This window comes from Streptomyces callyspongiae (assembly GCF_047200695.1).
In the GTDB taxonomy this organism is placed as follows: Bacteria; Actinomycetota; Actinomycetes; order Streptomycetales; family Streptomycetaceae; genus Streptomyces.
On record NZ_JBJZOM010000011.1, the window covers coordinates 39,015 to 57,082 of the forward strand.

General features: G+C 68.3%; 12 protein-coding genes. 2 read left to right on the plus strand and 10 right to left on the minus strand.

What is annotated here, in order from left to right:
* Nucleotides 1–506 precede the first annotated feature (506 nt).
* A complete protein-coding gene (locus ACL06G_RS12720) occupies nt 507–1,244 on the plus strand; it encodes a hypothetical protein (RefSeq protein WP_412787634.1) in 738 nt (245 codons plus the stop codon).
* 211 nt (nt 1,245–1,455) lie between these two features.
* A complete protein-coding gene (locus ACL06G_RS12725; protein ID WP_412787673.1) occupies nt 1,456–2,145 on the plus strand; it encodes a GNAT family N-acetyltransferase in 690 nt (229 codons plus the stop codon).
* A gap of 36 nt (nt 2,146–2,181) precedes the next feature.
* Here the strand turns inward: ACL06G_RS12725 and ACL06G_RS12730 are convergent, their stop codons facing one another.
* The 10 genes from ACL06G_RS12730 to rplL all read right to left on the minus strand — a co-directional run bounded on the left by ACL06G_RS12730 (nt 2,182) and on the right by rplL (nt 17,988).
* Complete coding sequence (locus ACL06G_RS12730; RefSeq protein ID WP_412835891.1) at nt 2,182–3,420, minus strand: alpha/beta fold hydrolase; 1,239 nt, start codon at nt 3,418–3,420, stop codon at nt 2,182–2,184.
* Between the two features lie 60 nt (nt 3,421–3,480).
* Nucleotides 3,481–4,035, minus strand: a complete 555-nt coding sequence (locus ACL06G_RS12735) for a YceI family protein (protein WP_412835892.1) — start codon at nt 4,033–4,035, stop codon at nt 3,481–3,483.
* A gap of 164 nt (nt 4,036–4,199) precedes the next feature.
* A complete protein-coding gene (gene tuf / locus ACL06G_RS12740; RefSeq protein ID WP_412787631.1) occupies nt 4,200–5,393 on the minus strand; it encodes an elongation factor Tu in 1,194 nt (397 codons plus the stop codon).
* A gap of 222 nt (nt 5,394–5,615) precedes the next feature.
* Nucleotides 5,616–7,739, minus strand: a complete 2,124-nt coding sequence (gene fusA / locus ACL06G_RS12745) for an elongation factor G (RefSeq protein ID WP_412787630.1) — start codon at nt 7,737–7,739, stop codon at nt 5,616–5,618.
* Nucleotides 7,740–7,778: 39 nt separating this feature from the next.
* Complete coding sequence (rpsG, locus tag ACL06G_RS12750; protein ID WP_028433241.1) at nt 7,779–8,249, minus strand: 30S ribosomal protein S7; 471 nt, start codon at nt 8,247–8,249, stop codon at nt 7,779–7,781.
* 2 nt (nt 8,250–8,251) lie between these two features.
* A complete protein-coding gene (gene rpsL / locus ACL06G_RS12755) occupies nt 8,252–8,623 on the minus strand; it encodes a 30S ribosomal protein S12 (RefSeq protein ID WP_003948652.1) in 372 nt (123 codons plus the stop codon).
* Between the two features lie 327 nt (nt 8,624–8,950).
* Entirely contained in the window at nt 8,951–9,463 is a 513-nt protein-coding gene (locus ACL06G_RS12760; protein WP_412787629.1) for a DUF1707 and DUF4190 domain-containing protein, read from the minus strand.
* A 180-nt stretch (nt 9,464–9,643) separates the two neighbouring features.
* Nucleotides 9,644–13,543, minus strand: a complete 3,900-nt coding sequence (locus ACL06G_RS12765; RefSeq protein WP_412787672.1) for a DNA-directed RNA polymerase subunit beta' — start codon at nt 13,541–13,543, stop codon at nt 9,644–9,646.
* A gap of 99 nt (nt 13,544–13,642) precedes the next feature.
* On the minus strand, nt 13,643–17,128 hold the full coding sequence (gene rpoB / locus ACL06G_RS12770) for a DNA-directed RNA polymerase subunit beta (protein WP_412787628.1): 3,486 nt from the start codon (nt 17,126–17,128) through the stop codon (nt 13,643–13,645).
* A 470-nt stretch (nt 17,129–17,598) separates the two neighbouring features.
* Nucleotides 17,599–17,988 (minus strand): 50S ribosomal protein L7/L12, encoded by a 390-nt coding sequence (gene rplL, locus ACL06G_RS12775; RefSeq protein WP_412787627.1) that lies wholly within the window; start codon nt 17,986–17,988, stop codon nt 17,599–17,601.
* Between the last annotated feature and the right edge of the window lie 80 nt (nt 17,989–18,068).

The following is an 18,068-nucleotide window of genomic DNA, read 5'->3' on the forward strand; positions in this document are numbered from 1 at the left end:
TAGTCCTTCTTCTCGTCTCGCTCTGGTACCCCGGGGAGCGCCTGCTCCCCGCTCCCCTCCACCGCGGCGCCTCCGACCCACGCGGTCGGGCGTGTCGTGGTCCTCCTCGTACGTCTCCGGGGGAGATGTCCTCGAAGAGGGAGGGAGTCGGGGGAAGATACCCACCGGGATGCCTGGTCGGAGCCCCTCCTGCACTTCCCGGAAGATTCCCGTACTTCCACCCCTGATGAGGGGTGACGAGTACCTGGGACTCGCTTCCGGTCCTCCCGGCGGGAGGCGCACAGCATCGGCACTCAACCGAGCAACCGGAACAGTGTGCCATACCAGGCATCCCCCATGCGAATCGAGCCCGCGGGCCCTGCGAACCTCCGGACACGCCGGGCCGGAGTTCTCCGTCGAGCGGACAATGGCACCCGTACCACCGCAAGGAGTGCGGCGGTGGACCGACACCGGGCGCGAGCCCGGGGCCGGCGGCAGGCGACCGGACACATGGGAGGTGCCGCGCTATGGGCGACTGGTGGTACCGGAACATCGTGGAGCCCGGGAAGCTGCCGCTGCTGCTGGCCCTGGTGACCTTCGTCCTGACCTTCGCGATCACACGACTGGTGACGCGGATGATCCGGGCCGGCCGCGGGCCGTTCCGCAACGTCACCCCCGGCGGCATGCACATCCACCACGTGGTGCCGGGCATCCTGCTGATGACCGTCGGCGGGTTCACCGCGTTCGCCGGCGGGCGCCACGGCTGGGGCGCGGGGGTGGCCGCCGTCCTCTTCGGCATGGGCGCCGGACTGGTGCTCGACGAGTTCGCACTGGTGCTGCACCTGGACGACGTGTACTGGACCAGGGCCGGCACGCAGAGCGTCGAGGTCGTACTGATCACCTTCGCCCTCACGCTGCTGCTGCTGGGCGGCTTCTCCCCGCTGGGCGTCAACGGGGTGAGCGACGACGAGCAGCAGAGCAGGCTGGGCGCCGCGCTGAGCGCCCTCCTCAACTTCGCGTTCGTCCTGGCCGCCCTGCTCAAGGGCAAGGCCTGGATGGCGCTGGTGGGCGTGCTGATTCCACCGGTGGCGCTCTTCGGCGCCCTGCGGCTGGCGAAGCCGACGTCGCCGTGGGCGAAACACGCGTACGCGCGCCGCCCGCGGGCGCAGCGGCGCGCGGCGACGCGTGCGGAGGCCCACATGCGACGCTGGGGTCCGCTGCGACGCAGAGTGGACTACCTCGTCGGCGGTGCCCCCTCGGCCTGAGAACCCGTCCGGTGCGCGGGTGGGGTGGCGCAACGACCCGTCGCGGAACGATGATCAGTGCGGCCGGACGATCGACCCGGGCGACCGACCCAGGAGGAACACGGTGGGCATCCCCACACCGCAGCCGCACCCGACCGGCACCGGCAGCCCTGCGGGCGCAGCGGCCCGGGAGAGGGCGGAGCAGCCGGACCACCCGGCGCACCGCCACCCGCTGGACAACCCCGTCCGGCACTCCCTGGCCGGCGCCCACGCCGCGCTCGGGAGTCACCGCGGAGCCGCAGCACGGTACGCGCCCGAGGTGTCGCCGTTCGTCGGCGTTCCCGACACACCCGGGCCGGGCGACTGGGCGGACCTGGCGGAACTCCTCGGCCGGGCCCCCGGATCCGGGCCGTCGCTGTTCATCGGCATGACGGCGTCCCCTCCGCCGGACTGGGAGGTCGTCCGCACGCTCGACGGCGTCCAGCTGGTCGGCGAGCAGGTCCGGCACACGCCCGACCCGGAGGCGGTGCGCCTGGGCCCGGCCGACGTGCCCGAGATGCTGGACCTCGCGGAGCGCACCCGGCCCGGCCCGTTCCGGACGCGGACCGTCGAGATGGGGCTCTATCTCGGGCTCCGGCATCGGGGCCGGCTCGTGGCCATGGCGGGCGAGCGCCTGCGTCCCCCCGGCTGGACGGAGGTCAGCGCGGTCTGCACCGACCCGGACTTCCGGGGCCGGGGCCTCGGCGGCCGGCTGGTCCTCGCCGTCGCCGCCGGGATCCTCGAGCGGGGCGAAACCCCGTTCCTGCACGCCGCCCGGGACAACACCGGCGCCCTCCGGCTGTACGAGGCGCTGGGATTCCGGCTCCGCCGCGCCACTCCGTTCGTCGTGACACGTCCGGGCCCGGGCGCGGCGGCGACCTGAAGGGCTCAGCGGACGGGCCGCCGCCGCGTCCACCGCTCAGGCGTGTCCGCGGGCCAGCGCGATGAGCCGGTCAAGGATCCGGGCTCCGTCCGTGCGGAGCCCGTCGTGCTCGTACTCGCTCGTCAGCCAGGTGCGCAGGGTGGGGACGAGCGCAGCGGTCTCCTCGGAGAAGGCACGGTCGACGTACGCGTCGTGCGCGTAGACGGCTGCCGCGCACGGCACCCGGCAGGCCCGCAGCCGGTCGGCGTCGTACAGCGTCGGCCAGGTGCGCTCGGCGAGCAGGTCGGCGGCCTCGCGGAACGGCGCCAGCTCCCGGTAGTCCTCGAACATCCAGGGGTAGACGTGTTCGCCGGTGAGCAGGGTGGGGTCCTCGACGAAGTCGTCGGGCAGGGTGCGCTGGGCCGACCAGCGGGTGGCGTGGCCGTCGGCATAGCCCGACTCGTGGATGACGGCGTAGAGCGGGTTGCGGCCGGAGAAGGGCAGCATCGCGCCGAGGTCGTGGCGGAAGGCGGGCGAGGCGGGGTCGCGTTCCAGCAGGTGGTGGAGGCGCTCGGCACCGTCGGTGCCGCCGAGGAGGTGCCCGAGCTGCCGGAAGCGGCGGGCGGTGAGCAGGTCGCCGTCCGGGAGCCGCACCTCACCGGCGTCCATGCGTTCCAGGAGGGCGCGCACCCGGGGACGGTCCTCGGGGTAGCGCCGGTAGTAGCGGCGGTTGCGTTCCCGCAGAACCCGGTAGGTGGCGCGGTACACCTCGTCCGGATGGCGGCCGACCGGCGGCAGACCGCCGGTGAAGTACACCTCCTGCAGTGCCTCCGGTGCCGCCCCGAGGTAGTGGAGGGCGCAGAAGCCGCCGAAGGACTGCCCCAGCAGCGACCAGCGGTCGACGTCGAGTTCGGCCCTGATCCACTCGGCGTCCTGCACGATCGCGTCGGCGCGGAAGTGTGCCAGGTGGTCGGCCTGCGCCTGGGGGGACATGCCGGTGAGCGGGCCGATCGGGGTGGAGCGGCCGGTGCCGCGCTGGTCCAGCAGCAGCACCCGGTAGTCCTGCAGGGCGCGCTCCAGCCAGCCGGGCGCGGTCGGTGAGGCGGTCGGCCGCGGCGCCTCCTGGCCGGGGCCGCCCTGCAGGTACAGCACGTAGGGCCGGTCGTGGCCGTCCGGGGCTGCCACCTCGCGCGCGAAGACGGTGAGGCGTGCGCCGTCGGGGTCCGCGTGGTCGAGCGGCACGCGGAACTCGAGTTCGGTGAGCACCATTCCGGGGACGTGACGGGTCAGAGCCATGTGCCGATGCTGTCAGCACGGCGCCGCCCGCACCACGTCCCCGGGCCGGCGGCGGTGCCGTCAGCTCTGCTTCACGGCGGAGACCTCGAACTCCAGCCGGACCGTGTCGCTCACCAGGAAGCCGCCGGTCTCCAGGGCGGCGTTCCAGGTGACACCGTAGTCCCGGCGGTCGATGGTGAGCGCGCCCTCGAGTCCGATGCGTTCGTTGCCGAACGGGTCCTTCGCCTGTCCCTCGTAGGTGAAGGGGACGGTGACCGACCGGGTGACGCCCTTGATGGTGAGGTCGCCGGTGACGTCGAAAGCGTCGTCGCCGGACTGCTTCACGCCGGTGGAGCGGAAGGTGATCTCCGGGTGGTTCGCCATGTCGAGGAAGTCGTTGCTGCGGAGGTGCCCGTCGCGGTCGGCGTTGCGGGTGTCGATGCTCTCGGCCTTGATCACGAGTTCCACCGAGGACTGCTCGGGGTTCTCGCCGTCGATGCGGGCGGTGCCGGTGAAGTCGTTGAACGCGCCGCGCACCTTCGTCACCATCGCGTGCCGGGCGACGAAGCCGATCCGCGTGTGGGCCGGGTCGAGCGTGTACGTGCCGGTCAGCCGGGGGTCGGGGGTGGTGGCCATGGGATGCCTCCGGAAGTTCGTCGGGGAAAACCTTCTGCCCCGCCCAACATAGTTGAAGCGTGAACTATTCCGTTCGTGGCACGCAACAGGGCCCGCACGACCGAAGTCGTACGGGCCCTGCGCACCGGACGAATCCGGTGCAGGTGCTCACCAGGAGCGGCAGGTCACTTGAGGATCTTGGTGACCTGGCCGGCGCCCACGGTCCGGCCACCCTCACGGATGGCGAACTTGAGGCCCTCCTCCATGGCGACCGGCTGGATGAGCTGCACGCTCATCTCGGTGTTGTCGCCCGGCATGACCATCTCGGTGCCCTCGGGGAGGGTCACGACGCCGGTCACGTCCGTGGTACGGAAGTAGAACTGCGGGCGGTAGTTGTTGAAGAACGGGGTGTGGCGGCCACCCTCGTCCTTCGACAGGATGTACGCCTGCGCCTCGAACTCCGTGTGCGGGGTGACCGAGCCCGGCTTGATGATGACCTGGCCGCGCTCGACGTCCTCGCGCTTGATGCCGCGGAGCAGCAGACCGACGTTCTCACCGGCCTGGCCCTCGTCGAGCAGCTTACGGAACATCTCGATACCGGTGACCGTGGTGGAGGTCTTGGTGTCCTTGATGCCGATGATGTCGACGTTCTCGTTGACCTTGAGGACACCACGCTCGATGCGGCCGGTGACGACCGTGCCGCGGCCGGTGATGGTGAAGACGTCCTCGATGGGCATCAGGAACGGCTTGTCGGTGTCACGCTGCGGCGCCGGGATGGCGTCGTCGACGGCGTGCATGAGCTTGACGACGGACTCGCCCCACTCCTTGTCGCCCTCGAGCGCCTTGAGCGCCGAGACCTTGACGACCGGAACCTCGTCGCCCGGGAACTCGTACTCGGTGAGCAGCTCACGGACCTCGAGCTCGACGAGCTCCATGATCTCCTCGTCGTCCACCATGTCGGCCTTGTTCAGGGCGACGACGATGTACGGAACGCCGACCTGGCGGGCCAGGAGCACGTGCTCCTTGGTCTGCGGCATCGGGCCGTCGGTGGCGGCGACCACGAGGATGGCGCCGTCCATCTGCGCGGCACCGGTGATCATGTTCTTGATGTAGTCCGCGTGACCCGGGCAGTCGACGTGGGCGTAGTGACGGTTCTCCGTCTGGTACTCGACGTGCGCGATGGAGATGGTGATACCGCGCTGGCGCTCTTCGGGCGCCTTGTCGATGTTCTCGAACGCCGAGGCCTCGTTGAGCTCCGGGTAAGCGTCGTGCAGCACCTTGGTGATCGCCGCGGTAAGGGTGGTCTTACCGTGGTCGATGTGACCGATGGTGCCGATGTTGACGTGCGGCTTAGTCCGCTCGAACTTCGCCTTCGCCACTGGGGTCCTCCTGTGGACTGGTGCTGTACGCCCGCCGCGCTCTGCGGTGGGGTTCAGGTGGTCGTACCGAACCGGTCAGGACCCCGAGGGGGACGCCCTTGACCGTTTCGTCTTCTGGGCGGGCCGCCGGGGGCCGTCCCGGACCACGTGGGTGATCCGGGACGGTTTGCCCCGAATGCCTTTGCTCCAGCCTAATGGGTGAGCGGAACCGGTGAACCGGTCCTACTCTCCCTTGGCCTTCGCGACGATCTCCTCGGCGATGTTCTTGGGAACCTCGCCGTAGGAGTCGAACTGCATCGAGTAGCTTGCGCGACCGGAGGTCTTGCTGCGCAGGTCGCCGACGTAGCCGAACATCTCCGAGAGCGGCACCAGGCCCTTGACGAGCTTGTTGACGCCCCGGTCCTCCATGGCCTGAACCTGGCCACGGCGGGAGTTGATGTCGCCGATCACGTCGCCCATGTACTCCTCGGGCGTCGTGACGTCGACGGCCATCAGCGGTTCGAGGATGGCCGGGGAGGCCTTCCGTGCGGCCTCCTTGAAGGCCATCGAACCGGCGATCTTGAACGCCATCTCGGACGAGTCGACCTCGTGGAACTGGCCGTCGAGCAGCGTCACACGCACGCCGGTCAGCGGGTAGCCCGCCATCACGCCGAACTCCATGGCCTCCTGGCACCCCGCGTCCACGGACGGGATGTACTCCCGCGGGATGCGGCCACCGGTGACCTTGTTGACGAACTCGTAGCCGTCGCCCTCGAGAGGCTCGAGCTGGATCTGCACCTTCGCGAACTGACCGGAACCACCGGTCTGCTTCTTGTGCGTGAAGTCGTGCTTCTCGACCGTCTTGCGCAGCGTCTCGCGGTAGGCCACCTGCGGCTTACCGACGTTGGCCTCGACCTTGAACTCACGCTTCATGCGGTCGACCAGCACGTCCAGGTGCAGCTCGCCCATGCCCGCGATGATGGTCTGGCCGGTCTCCTCGTTCGTCTTGACCTGGAAGGACGGGTCCTCCTCGGCCAGACGCTGGATCGCGACGCTCAGCTTCTCCTGGTCGCCCTTGGACTTGGGCTCGATGGCGACCTCGATCACCGGGGCCGGGAAGTCCATGGACTCGAGGATGACCGGGTTCGACGCGTCGCAGAGCGTCTCGCCGGTGGTGGTCTGCTTCAGACCCATGACGGCGACGATGTCGCCGGCACCCACCGACTCGATCTCCTCGCGCTTGTTGGAGTGCATCCGGTAGATCTTGCCGATGCGCTCCTTGCGCCCCTTCACCGCGTTCATGACCTGGGTACCGGTCTGCAGCCGGCCCGAGTACACACGGATGAAGGTCAGCTTGCCCAGGTGCGGGTCGGCTGCGATCTTGAACGCCAGCGCGGAGAAGGGCTCCTCCTCCGAGGGACGCCGCTTCAGGACCTCGTCCGGGTCCTTCACGGAGTGGCCCTCGACGGCCTCGACGTCCAGCGGCCCCGGAAGGTAGCTGCAGACCGCGTCGAGCAGGGGCTGCACGCCCTTGTTCTTGAACGCGGTGCCGCAGAACACCGGGGTCACGGTGATGGTGCCCTCGGCACCGGTGGACGCGAGGGTGACGCGGCGGACCGCCGCGATGAGCTGCTCCTCGGTGGGCTCCTGGCCCTCGAGGTACAGCTCCATCATCTCCTCGTCGTTCTCCGCCACGGCCTCGAGCAGCTTGCCGCGGTACTCCTCGGCAGCCTCGATGTGCGTGTCGGGGATGTCGACGGTGTCGTAGGCCTCGCCGAGCTTGGTCTCGGCGGACCAGACGAGCGCCTTCATCTTGACGAGGTCGACGACGCCCTTGAAGTCCGACTCGGCACCGATCGGCAGCTGCATGACCAGCGGCACCGCGCCCAGGCGGTCCTCGATCATGTCGACGCAGCGGTGGAACTCGGCGCCCGTGCGGTCCAGCTTGTTGACGAAGCAGATCCGCGGCACGCCGTACCGGTCGGCCTGCTGCCACACGGTCTCGGACTGCGGCTCGACACCGGCCACCCCGTCGAACACCGTCACCGCACCGTCGAGCACGCGCAGGGAACGCTCCACCTCGACGGTGAAGTCGACGTGCCCCGGGGTGTCGATGATGTTGATCGTGTGGTCGATGTTGTTGAGCGGCCAGTGGCAGGTCGTCGCGGCAGACGTGATGGTGATGCCGCGCTCCTGCTCCTGCGCCATCCAGTCCATCGTGGCAGCGCCGTCGTGGACCTCACCGATCTTGTAGCTCACACCGGTGTAGAACAGGATCCGCTCGGTGGTGGTCGTCTTGCCCGCGTCGATGTGGGCCATGATCCCGATGTTCCGGACCTTGGCCAGGTCAAGTGAAGTGGTAGCCATAAGGCTTCAGTCTTCTCTCGGTCTCGATGGGGTGAGCGACTACCAGCGGTAGTGCGCGAAGGCCTTGTTGGACTCGGCCATCTTGTGGGTGTCCTCGCGCTTCTTCACGGCGGCGCCGAGCCCGTTGGAGGCGTCGAGCAGCTCGTTCAGCAGACGCTCGGTCATGGTCTTCTCGCGGCGGGCGCGGGAGTACCCCACGATCCAGCGCAGTGCGAGAGTGGAGGAACGGCCGGGGCGGACCTCGACCGGGACCTGGTAGGTGGCGCCACCGACGCGGCGGGACCGGACCTCGAGGGTCGGCTTCACGTTCTCGAGCGCGCGCTTGAGCGTGATGACCGGGTCGTTGCCGGTCTTCTCACGCAGGCCCTCCATGGCGCCGTAGACGATGCGCTCGGCGGTGGAGCGCTTGCCGTTGAGCAGCACCTTGTTGATGAGGGAGGTCACCAGAGGAGAACCGTAGACCGGGTCGATGATGACCGGGCGCTTCGGGGCGGGGCCCTTACGAGGCATGCTTACTTCTCCTTCTTGGCGCCGTAGCGGCTGCGAGCCTGCTTGCGGTTCTTGACGCCCTGCGTGTCGAGGGAGCCGCGGATGATCTTGTAACGAACACCCGGCAGGTCCTTCACACGGCCACCGCGCACGAGCACGATGGAGTGCTCCTGCAGGTTGTGGCCCTCGCCCGGAATGTAGGCCGTAACCTCGATCCCGCTGGTCAGTCGCACACGGGCGACCTTACGCAGGGCCGAGTTCGGCTTCTTCGGGGTGGTGGTGAAGACACGCGTGCAGACGCCGCGGCGCTGGGGCGAACCCTCCAGTGCGGGCGTCTTGTTCTTCTCGACCTTGTCCTGCCGGCCCTTGCGGACCAGTTGCTGGATCGTAGGCACAGATTCTCCGTTTTCTGTGTGCCAGTCTCGGTAAAGCTAACCTGGAACACTTTCGCCGACCCACGCGGTCGGGTGTGTCGAGGTCTGCACGTCCCGGTGACCGCAGCATCGCCGCGACCGGGGAAACTCCTCTGGCGGGAGAAGTGTGCAGACTTCGGCGATCCCCGAGACGCCCTCCTGGCGTCAGAGCACACAGGCAGAGCAGGGGATACCCCAGGCACAAGGTCAGAGCCTACCTACCGCCTCCCCGGCGGTCAAAACAAGCCCCCGTCCGCTCCGCGCCCCCGCGTCGTCCCGTGTCCTCCCGCACCGTGGACACCGGGGACATCAGGAGGACACGATGCCGATCACGATCAGCGCCACGAAGCACACGCCGATCCACCCCAGCGCCAGCCCCGCGACAGCCAGTCCGTCCCCGCGGTCGCCGCTCCGGCGGATCTCGGCGCGGGCCTTGTGCCCCAGAATCACCGCAGGTACACCGGTCAGACCCATCGTCATGGGCGCCATGATGCCGCAGACCAGTGCCCCGATGGCGGTGCCGTTCTGCGGCGGAGGCGGCCGCAGCGGCACCGGCTGCCCGTACACGGGCGGCCCGAAGCCGACGGCCGGCCGGTACGCCGGATGCGGCGTCACCGGAGCCGCGGGCTGCGGGGCCACGCTGCTCGCGCCCCCCGGGCCGTGGGGAACGTCACAGGTGAGCTGCTGCAGCTCCGCCACCGTCCGCGACGCCAGCGCGCGCCCCACCCGCTCCTCGTACTCCTGCAGGGTCAGGCGGCCCTCCGCATAGGCGGCCCGCAGCACGTCGACGGTGCGCTCCCGGTCCGCGTTCCCAGCGAGCATGTCCTCGACCTCCCCGTGACGTCCCGCAGGACTGTGCTCATCATCCAGGACGAGAACACTCTCCGAACAGTTCCCGCTCCGCACGAGCATCTTCCCCCACCACACGCGCCGGAGGGCGGTCGCCCCGCTCGGGGTGACCGCCCTCCGTGACCGCATGCCGCGCCCTCACGGCGCAGACCGTCAGCCGGTGTAGGGACCGTAGTCGTAGTCCTCCAGCGGAACGGCCTGGCCGGAGCCCGCGCCGAACGGCGAGTAGTCGAGGTCGTCGTAGCCGACGGCCGAGTACATCGCGGCCTTCGCCTCCTCCGTCGGCTCGACCCGGATGTTGCGGTAGCGGGACAGGCCCGTACCGGCCGGGATGAGCTTACCGATGATGACGTTCTCCTTGAGGCCGATCAGGGAGTCCGACTTGGCGTTGATCGCCGCGTCGGTCAGGACCCTGGTGGTCTCCTGGAAGGAGGCCGCCGACAGCCACGACTCGGTGGCGAGCGAGGCCTTGGTGATACCCATCAGCTGCGGACGGCCGGAGGCCGGGTGGCCGCCCTCCGTCACCACACGACGGTTCTCGCCCTCGAACTTGGTCCGCTCGACCAGCTCGCCCGGCAGCAGCTCGGCGTCGCCGGACTCGATGATCGTCACCCGGCGCAGCATCTGCCGGATGATGATCTCGATGTGCTTGTCGTGGATCGACACGCCCTGCGAGTTGTAGACCTTCTGCACCTCGTTGACCAGGTGCACCTGGACGGCGCGCTGGCCGAGGATGCGCAGCACGTCGTGCGGGTTGGTCGCACCGACGGTCAGCGGCTGGCCGACGGTCACGTGGTCGCCCTCGGACACCCTCATGCGCGCACGCTTGGAGACCGGGTAGGAGGTCTCGTCGGAGCCGTCGTCCGGCGTGACGATGACCTTCTTGGTCTTCTCGGTCTCCTCGATGCGCACCCGGCCGGCCGACTCGGTGATCGGCGCGACGCCCTTCGGCGTACGGGCCTCGAAGAGCTCGACGACACGCGGCAGACCCTGGGTGATGTCGTCACCCGCCACACCACCGGTGTGGAAGGTACGCATCGTCAGCTGGGTGCCGGGCTCACCGATGGACTGGGCCGCGATGATGCCGACGGCCTCGCCGATGTCCACCAGCTTGCCGGTCGCCAGCGAACGGCCGTAGCACATGGCGCAGGTGCCGACGTGCGACTCGCAGGTGAGGACCGAGCGGGTCTTCACCGTCTGCACGCCGTGCCGCACCAGTTCGTCGATGAGCACGTCGCCCAGGTCGGTGCCGGCCGCGGCCAGCACCTTGCCGTCGACGGTGATGTCCTCGGCGAGGCAGCGCGCGTACACGCTGGTCTCGACGTCCTCCGCCTTGTGGAGCACGCCGTCCTCGCTGCGGGAGGCGATCTCCAGCTTGAGACCGCGGTCGGTGCCGCAGTTCTCCTCACGGATGATCACATCCTGCGAGACGTCCACCAGACGACGGGTCAGGTAACCCGAGTCCGCGGTACGCAGCGCGGTGTCCGCCAGACCCTTCCGGGCACCGTGCGTGGAGATGAAGTACTCCAGCACGGACAGGCCCTCGCGGAAGGACGCCTTGATCGGACGCGGAATGGTCTCGTTCTTGGCGTTGGACACCAGGCCGCGCATACCCGCGATCTGGCGCATCTGCATCATGTTCCCTCGCGCACCCGAGTCGACCATCATGAAGATCGGGTTCGTCTTCGGGAAGTTCTCGTTCATCGCCTCGGAGACCTCGTTGGTCGCCCGGGTCCAGATCGAGACCAGCTCGTTGGAACGCTCGTCCTTGGTGATCAGACCGCGCTCGTACTGCTTCTGGACCTTCTCGTCCTGAGCCTCGTACGACGCGATGATCTCCTTCTTCGCCGCGGGGACCACGACGTCGGAGATCGCGACCGTCACACCGGACCGCGTCGCCCAGTGGAAACCGGCGGACTTCAGGTTGTCCAGCGCCGCGGCGACGATCACCTTCGGGTAGCGCTCGGCCAGGTCGTTGACGATCCCGGAGAGCTGCTTCTTGCCCACGGTGTAGTCGACGAAGGGGTAGTCCTCCGGCAGCAGCTCGTTGAAGAGCGCCCGGCCCAGCGTCGTCCGCAGGGTGAAGGGGTCGCCAGGCTGGTACTCGGCCTCGCCCTCCTCGGGCGTCGGCGGAGTCCAGCCGCGCGGCGGCACGGTGCCCACCGGGAAGCGGATGTCGATCTTCGCCTGGAGCGAGAGCTCGCGGGCGTCGAACGCCATGATCGCCTCGGCGACGGAGTTGAACGCCCGCCCGTCGCCCACCGTCTTGCGCTGCTCCTCGTCGGTGGTGAGGAAGAACAGGCCGAGCACCATGTCCTGGGTGGGCATGGTGACGGGACGGCCGTCGGCCGGCTTGAGGATGTTGTTCGAGGACAGCATCAGGATGCGTGCCTCGGCCTGGGCCTCCGCGGACAGCGGCAGGTGCACGGCCATCTGGTCACCGTCGAAGTCCGCGTTGAACGCGGTGCACACGAGCGGGTGGATCTGAATGGCCTTGCCCTCGACCAGCTGCGGCTCGAAAGCCTGGATGCCCAGACGGTGCAGCGTCGGCGCACGGTTCAGCAGCACCGGGTGCTCGGCGATGACCTCTTCCAGCACGTCGTACACGACCGTGCGGCCGCGCTCGACCATGCGCTTCGCCGACTTGATGTTCTGCGCGTGGTTCAGGTCGACCAGGCGCTTCATCACGAACGGCTTGAAGAGCTCCAGCGCCATGGCCTTCGGCAGACCGCACTGGTGCAGCTTCAGCTGCGGGCCGACGACGATGACGGAACGGGCCGAGTAGTCGACGCGCTTGCCGAGCAGGTTCTGACGGAAGCGGCCCTGCTTGCCCTTGAGCATGTCGGACAGCGACTTCAGCGGACGGTTGCCCGGGCCCGTCACGGGCCGGCCGCGGCGGCCGTTGTCGAACAACGCGTCGACGGCCTCCTGCAGCATCCGCTTCTCGTTGTTCACGATGATCTCGGGCGCGCCGAGGTCGAGAAGCCGCTTCAGCCGGTTGTTCCGGTTGATGACACGGCGGTACAGGTCGTTGAGGTCGGAGGTCGCGAAGCGGCCACCGTCCAGCTGCACCATCGGACGCAGGTCCGGCGGGATCACCGGGACGCAGTCCAGCACCATGCCCTTGGGGCTGTTGGAGGTCTGCAGGAACGCCGAGACGACCTTGAGGCGCTTCAGGGCACGGGTCTTCTTCTGGCCCTTGCCGGTCCGGATGATCTCCCGGAGCTTCTCGGCCTCCTCGTCCAGGTCGAAGGTGTCCAGGCGCTTCTGCAGCGCGTTGGCACCCATCGAACCGTCGAAGTAGGTCCCGAAGCGGTCGCGCAGCTCGCGGTAGAGCAGCTCGTCGCCCTCGAGGTCCTGCACCTTGAGGTTCTTGAAGCGGTTCCACACCTCGTCGAGGCGGTCGATCTCACGCTGCGCGCGGTCGCGGAGCTGCTTCATCTCGCGCTCCGCGCCCTCGCGCACCTTGCGGCGCACGTCCGCCTTGGCGCCCTCGGCCTCCAGCTCGGCGAGGTCGGCCTCCTGCTTCTTCGCACGGGCCTCGAGGTCGGCGTCGCGGCGCTGCTCGATCTGCTGGCGCTCCACACCGACGTGTGCCTCGAGCGAGGGCAGGTCGCGGGTGCGGCGCTCCTCGTCCACGTACGTGATCATGTACGCGGCGAAGTAGATGACCTTCTCCAGGTCCTTGGGCGCCAGGTCCAGCAGGTAGCCCAGACGGGAGGGAACGCCCTTGAAGTACCAGATGTGGGTGACGGGTGCGGCCAGTTCGATGTGGCCCATCCGCTCACGGCGCACCTTGGCGCGGGTGACCTCGACACCGCAGCGCTCACAGATGATGCCCTTGAAGCGGACGCGCTTGTACTTGCCGCAGTAGCACTCCCAGTCCCGGGTGGGGCCGAAGATCTTCTCGCAGAAGAGCCCGTCCTTTTCCGGCTTGAGGGTGCGGTAGTTGATGGTCTCCGGCTTCTTGACCTCACCGTGCGACCACTGACGGATCTCGTCAGCGGTGGCGAGGCCAATCCGCAGCTCGTCGAAGAAGTTGACGTCGAGCACTCTCGTCAATCCCTCTCAGGGTCGTCTCTAGATCAATGGTCTGAACGGGGTCCGGGTGGGACGAGCCGGGCCGGACGCGAAGTCCGGCCGGCTCACCCGTCAGACCTCTTCGACGCTGCTCGGCTCTCGCCGGGACAGGTCGATACCGAGCTCTTCCGCCGCGCGGAAGACGTCCTCGTCGGTGTCACGCATCTCGATGGACATGCCGTCGGAGGACAGCACCTCCACGTTCAGGCAGAGCGACTGCATCTCCTTGATGAGCACCTTGAAGGACTCGGGGATGCCCGGCTCGGGGATGTTCTCGCCCTTGACGATGGCCTCGTAGACCTTCACGCGGCCGGTGACGTCGTCGGACTTGATGGTCAGCAGTTCCTGGAGCGCGTAGGCGGCGCCGTACGCCTCCAGCGCCCACACCTCCATCTCGCCGAAGCGCTGACCACCGAACTGGGCCTTACCACCCAGCGGCTGCTGGGTGATCATGCTGTACGGGCCGGTGGACCGGGCGTGCAGCTTGTCGTCGACCAGGTGGTGCAGCTTGAGGATGTACATGTACCCGACCGAGATCGGGTCCGGGAACGGCTCGCCGGAGCGGCCGTCGAAGAGATGAGCCTTGCCGGAGGGCTGGACCAGGCGGTCGCCGTCGCGGTTCGGGATCGTCGAGGAGAAGAGACCGGCGATCTCGTCCTCGCGGGCGCCGTCGAACACGGGGGTGGCCACGTTGGTGCCGGGCTCCACCTCGTCCGCACTGATGCTCGCGAGGCGCTTCTTCCACTCCTCGTCGACGCCGTCGACCTTCCAGCCCTGCGAGGCGAGCCAGCCCAGGTGGATCTCCAGGACCTGGCCCGGGTTCATCCGGGAGGGGACGCCCAGCGGGTTGAGGATGATGTCGACGGGGGTGCCGTCCTCGAGGAACGGCATGTCCTCGACGGGAAGGATCTTGGAGATGACGCCCTTGTTGCCGTGGCGGCCGGCGAGCTTGTCACCGTCGGTGATCTTGCGCTTCTGTGCGACGTAGACGCGGACCAGCTGGTTCACGCCCGGGGGCAGCTCGTCGCCCTCCTCGCGGTCGAAGACGCGGACGCCGATGACCTTGCCGGTCTCGCCGTGCGGCACCTTCAGCGAGGTATCGCGCACCTCGCGCGCCTTCTCACCGAAGATCGCGCGGAGCAGACGCTCCTCCGGGGTCAGTTCGGTCTCGCCCTTCGGGGTGACCTTGCCGACGAGGATGTCGCCGGCCTCGACCTCGGCACCGATGCGGATGATGCCGCGCTCGTCGAGGTCGGCCAGGACCTCCTCGGAGACGTTCGGGATGTCCCGGGTGATCTCCTCCGGGCCCAGCTTGGTGTCGCGGGCGTCGACCTCGTGCTCCTCGATGTGGATCGAGGAGAGGACGTCGTCCTGCACCAGGCGCTGGGAGAGGATGATCGCGTCCTCGTAGTTGTGGCCCTCCCAGGGCATGAAGGCGACCAGCAGGTTCTTGCCGAGCGCCATCTCGCCGTCCTCGGTGGACGGGCCGTCGGCCAGCACCTGGTCGAGGACGACGCGCTCGCCCTCGTTCACCAGCACCTTCTGGTTGAAGGAGGTGCCCTGGTTGGAGCGGGAGAACTTGGCGACGCGGTAGGTGGTGTAGGTGCCGTCGTCGTTGGCCACCGTGACGTAGTCGGCGGAGACCTCCTGGACGACGCCTTCCTTCTCGGCCTTGATGACGTCACCGGCGTCGACGGCGCAGCGGTACTCCATGCCGGTGCCGACGAGCGGCGACTCGGCCTTGATGAGCGGAACCGCCTGGCGCATCATGTTCGATCCCATGAGCGCACGGTTGGCGTCGTCGTGCTCGAGGAACGGGATCATGGCGGTGGCGACCGACACCATCTGGCGCGGCGAGACGTCCATGTAGTCCACGTCGTCGCCCGGGATGAGGTCGACCTCGCCGCCACGGCGGCGGATCAGGACACGGTCCTCGGCGAACCGCATCTCCTCGTTGAGCGGCGCGTTCGCCTGGGCGATGACGAAGCGGTCCTCCTCGTCGGCGGTCAGGTAGTGCACCTCGTCGGTGACCACACCGTCGACGACCTTGCGGTACGGGGTCTCCACGAAACCGAAGGCGTTGACCCGGCCGTAGGAGGCCAGCGACCCGATGAGACCGATGTTCGGGCCTTCGGGCGTCTCGATCGGGCACATGCGGCCGTAGTGCGAGGGGTGCACGTCACGGACCTCGAAGCCGGCCCGCTCACGCGACAGACCGCCCGGACCCAGCGCCGAGAGGCGGCGCTTGTGGGTCAGCCCCGACAGGGGGTTGGTCTGGTCCATGAACTGGGACAGCTGGCTGGTGCCGAAGAACTCCTTGATGGAGGCGACGACCGGCCGGATGTTGATCAGGGTCTGCGGCGTGATCGCCTCGACGTCCTGCGTGGTCATCCGCTCGCGGACGACGCGCTCCATGCGGGCCAGACCGGTACGGACCTGGTTCTGGATGAGCTCGCCGACGTTGCGCAGACGGCGGTTGCCGAAGTGGTCGATGTCGTCGGTCTCGACGACGATCTCGTCGCCCTCGGCGGAGACCGTCTCCTCCTCGCCGGCGTGCAGCTTGACCAGGTACTTGATCGTGGCGATCACGTCGGCGGTGGTGAGCACGCCGGAGTCGAGCGGCTCGTCGCCGCCCAGCTTCTTGTTGATCTTGTACCGGCCGACCTTGGCGAGGTCGTAGCGCTTCGGGTTGAAGTAGAGGTTCTCCAGCAGCGTCTGCGCCGCCTCGCGCGTCGGCGGCTCACCGGGACGCAGCTTGCGGTAGATGTCGAGCAGCGCGTCGTCCTGGCCCTGGGTGTGGTCCTTCTCCAGGGTGGCGCGCATGGACTCGTACTGGCCGAACTCCTCGAGGATCTGCTCGTTGGTCCAGCCGAGCGCCTTGAGCAGGACGGTCACGGACTGCTTGCGCTTGCGGTCGATGCGCACGCCGACCATGTCGCGCTTGTCGACCTCCATCTCCAGCCAGGCACCCCGGGACGGAATGATCTTGGCGGAGAAGATGTCCTTGTCGGACGTCTTGTCGATGGAGCTGTCGAAGTAGACACCGGGCGAGCGCACCAGCTGCGAGACCACGACGCGCTCGGTGCCGTTGATCACGAAGGTGCCCTTGTTGGTCATGAGCGGGAAGTCGCCCATGAAGACCGTCTGGGACTTGATCTCGCCGGTCTCGTTGTTGGTGAACTCGGCGGTCACGAAGAGCGGAGCGGCGTAGGTGAAGTCACGCTCCTTGCACTCGTCGATCGAGTTCTTCGGAGGCTCGAAGCGGTGATCGCGGAAGGTCAGGGACATCGAACCGGAGAAGTCCTCGATCGGGGAGATCTCCTCGAAGATCTCCTCCAGACCGGACTTGGTCGGGACGTCCTGTCCGCTGTCCAGCGCAGTCTCGACGCGGTGCTTCCATGCCTCGTTGCCGAGGAGCCAGTCGAAGCTCTCGGTCTGGAGCGCAAGGAGGTTCGGAACCCCGAGGGGCTCCTGGATCTTCGCAAAGGAGATACGCAGCGGGGAGGTGCTGGCGCCGGTGTTCGAATGGGCGGTCGAGGCGTTGCGCGAGGCGGCCAAGAGGGGGTCCTTCCGAGGGCTCGGACTCACTACGCGCATACCGCTGCCCCTGGTGACGGGCAGAGGGCAGCTAACAGGCAGCGCAAAGGGTCAGTGTAGCCAAACGGCCCACTGATGTCCAGAGCGGTTCTCCGGAGACTGGCGCAGTGCCACTCTCCCCCTCTCGTTCTGCTGTGTCGACGCGAGGGGCACCGTGATCCGCGGCGCCTCTCGCGCACCCCCATGCTTCCCGCTTCGTCTCCGATCCATGCCTCGGATTCACGGATCGGTGTGACGACGCGTCCCGAGAATTACGCGCTGCGTGCCATTCGTCAAGGCCCCCGGGGCAGCGGTGATCACCTTACCCGCCCGATTTGTCAGGGCAAGTACCCCTTCCCGCGAACGCCGCAGGGCGGCCACCCGTTCGGGTGACCGCCCTGCGGAGCGGAGCGCACGCGACGCTCCACGAAAGAGTCAGAGGACTCCTGAGATCACTTGACCTCGACGGAGGCGCCGGCGCCCTCGAGGGACTCCTTGGCCTTGTCGGCGGCGTCCTTGGCGACCTTCTCGAGGACCGGCTTCGGGGTGCCGTCCACGAGCTCCTTGGCCTCCTTCAGGCCGAGCGAGGTGAGCTCGCGCACGACCTTGATGACCTGGATCTTCTTGTCGCCCGCGCCGGTGAGGATGACGTCGAACTCGTCCTGCTCCGGCTCGGCGTCGGCCTCGCCGCCGCCCTGGCCCGGAGCGGCAACGACGGCGGCGGCCGGAGCGGCAGCCTCGACGTCGAACTTCTCCTCGAACTTCTTCACGAACTCGGAGAGCTCGATGAGGGTCATCTCCTCGAACTGCGCGAGCAGCTCGTCCTGGCTGAGCTTCGCCATGATGGCGGTCCTTCCACTAGGTCGGCGGGTGCCGGATGTCGTGCTGTGTCGGCGGGCGTACTCGGGCCCGCTGCGACCGC

Coding starts and splice junctions, on each gene's coding strand:
- ACL06G_RS12720 (WP_412787634.1), top strand. CDS start 507: ATGGGCGACTGGTGGTACCGGAACATCGTGGAGCCCGGGAAGCTGCCG.
- ACL06G_RS12730 (WP_412835891.1), bottom strand. CDS start 3,420: ATGGCTCTGACCCGTCACGTCCCCGGAATGGTGCTCACCGAACTCGAG.
- ACL06G_RS12735 (WP_412835892.1), bottom strand. CDS start 4,035: ATGGCCACCACCCCCGACCCCCGGCTGACCGGCACGTACACGCTCGAC.
- fusA (WP_412787630.1), bottom strand. CDS start 7,739: ATGGCTACCACTTCACTTGACCTGGCCAAGGTCCGGAACATCGGGATC.
- rpsG (WP_028433241.1), bottom strand. CDS start 8,249: ATGCCTCGTAAGGGCCCCGCCCCGAAGCGCCCGGTCATCATCGACCCG.
- ACL06G_RS12760 (WP_412787629.1), bottom strand. CDS start 9,463: ATGCTCGCTGGGAACGCGGACCGGGAGCGCACCGTCGACGTGCTGCGG.
- rplL (WP_412787627.1), bottom strand. CDS start 17,988: ATGGCGAAGCTCAGCCAGGACGAGCTGCTCGCGCAGTTCGAGGAGATG.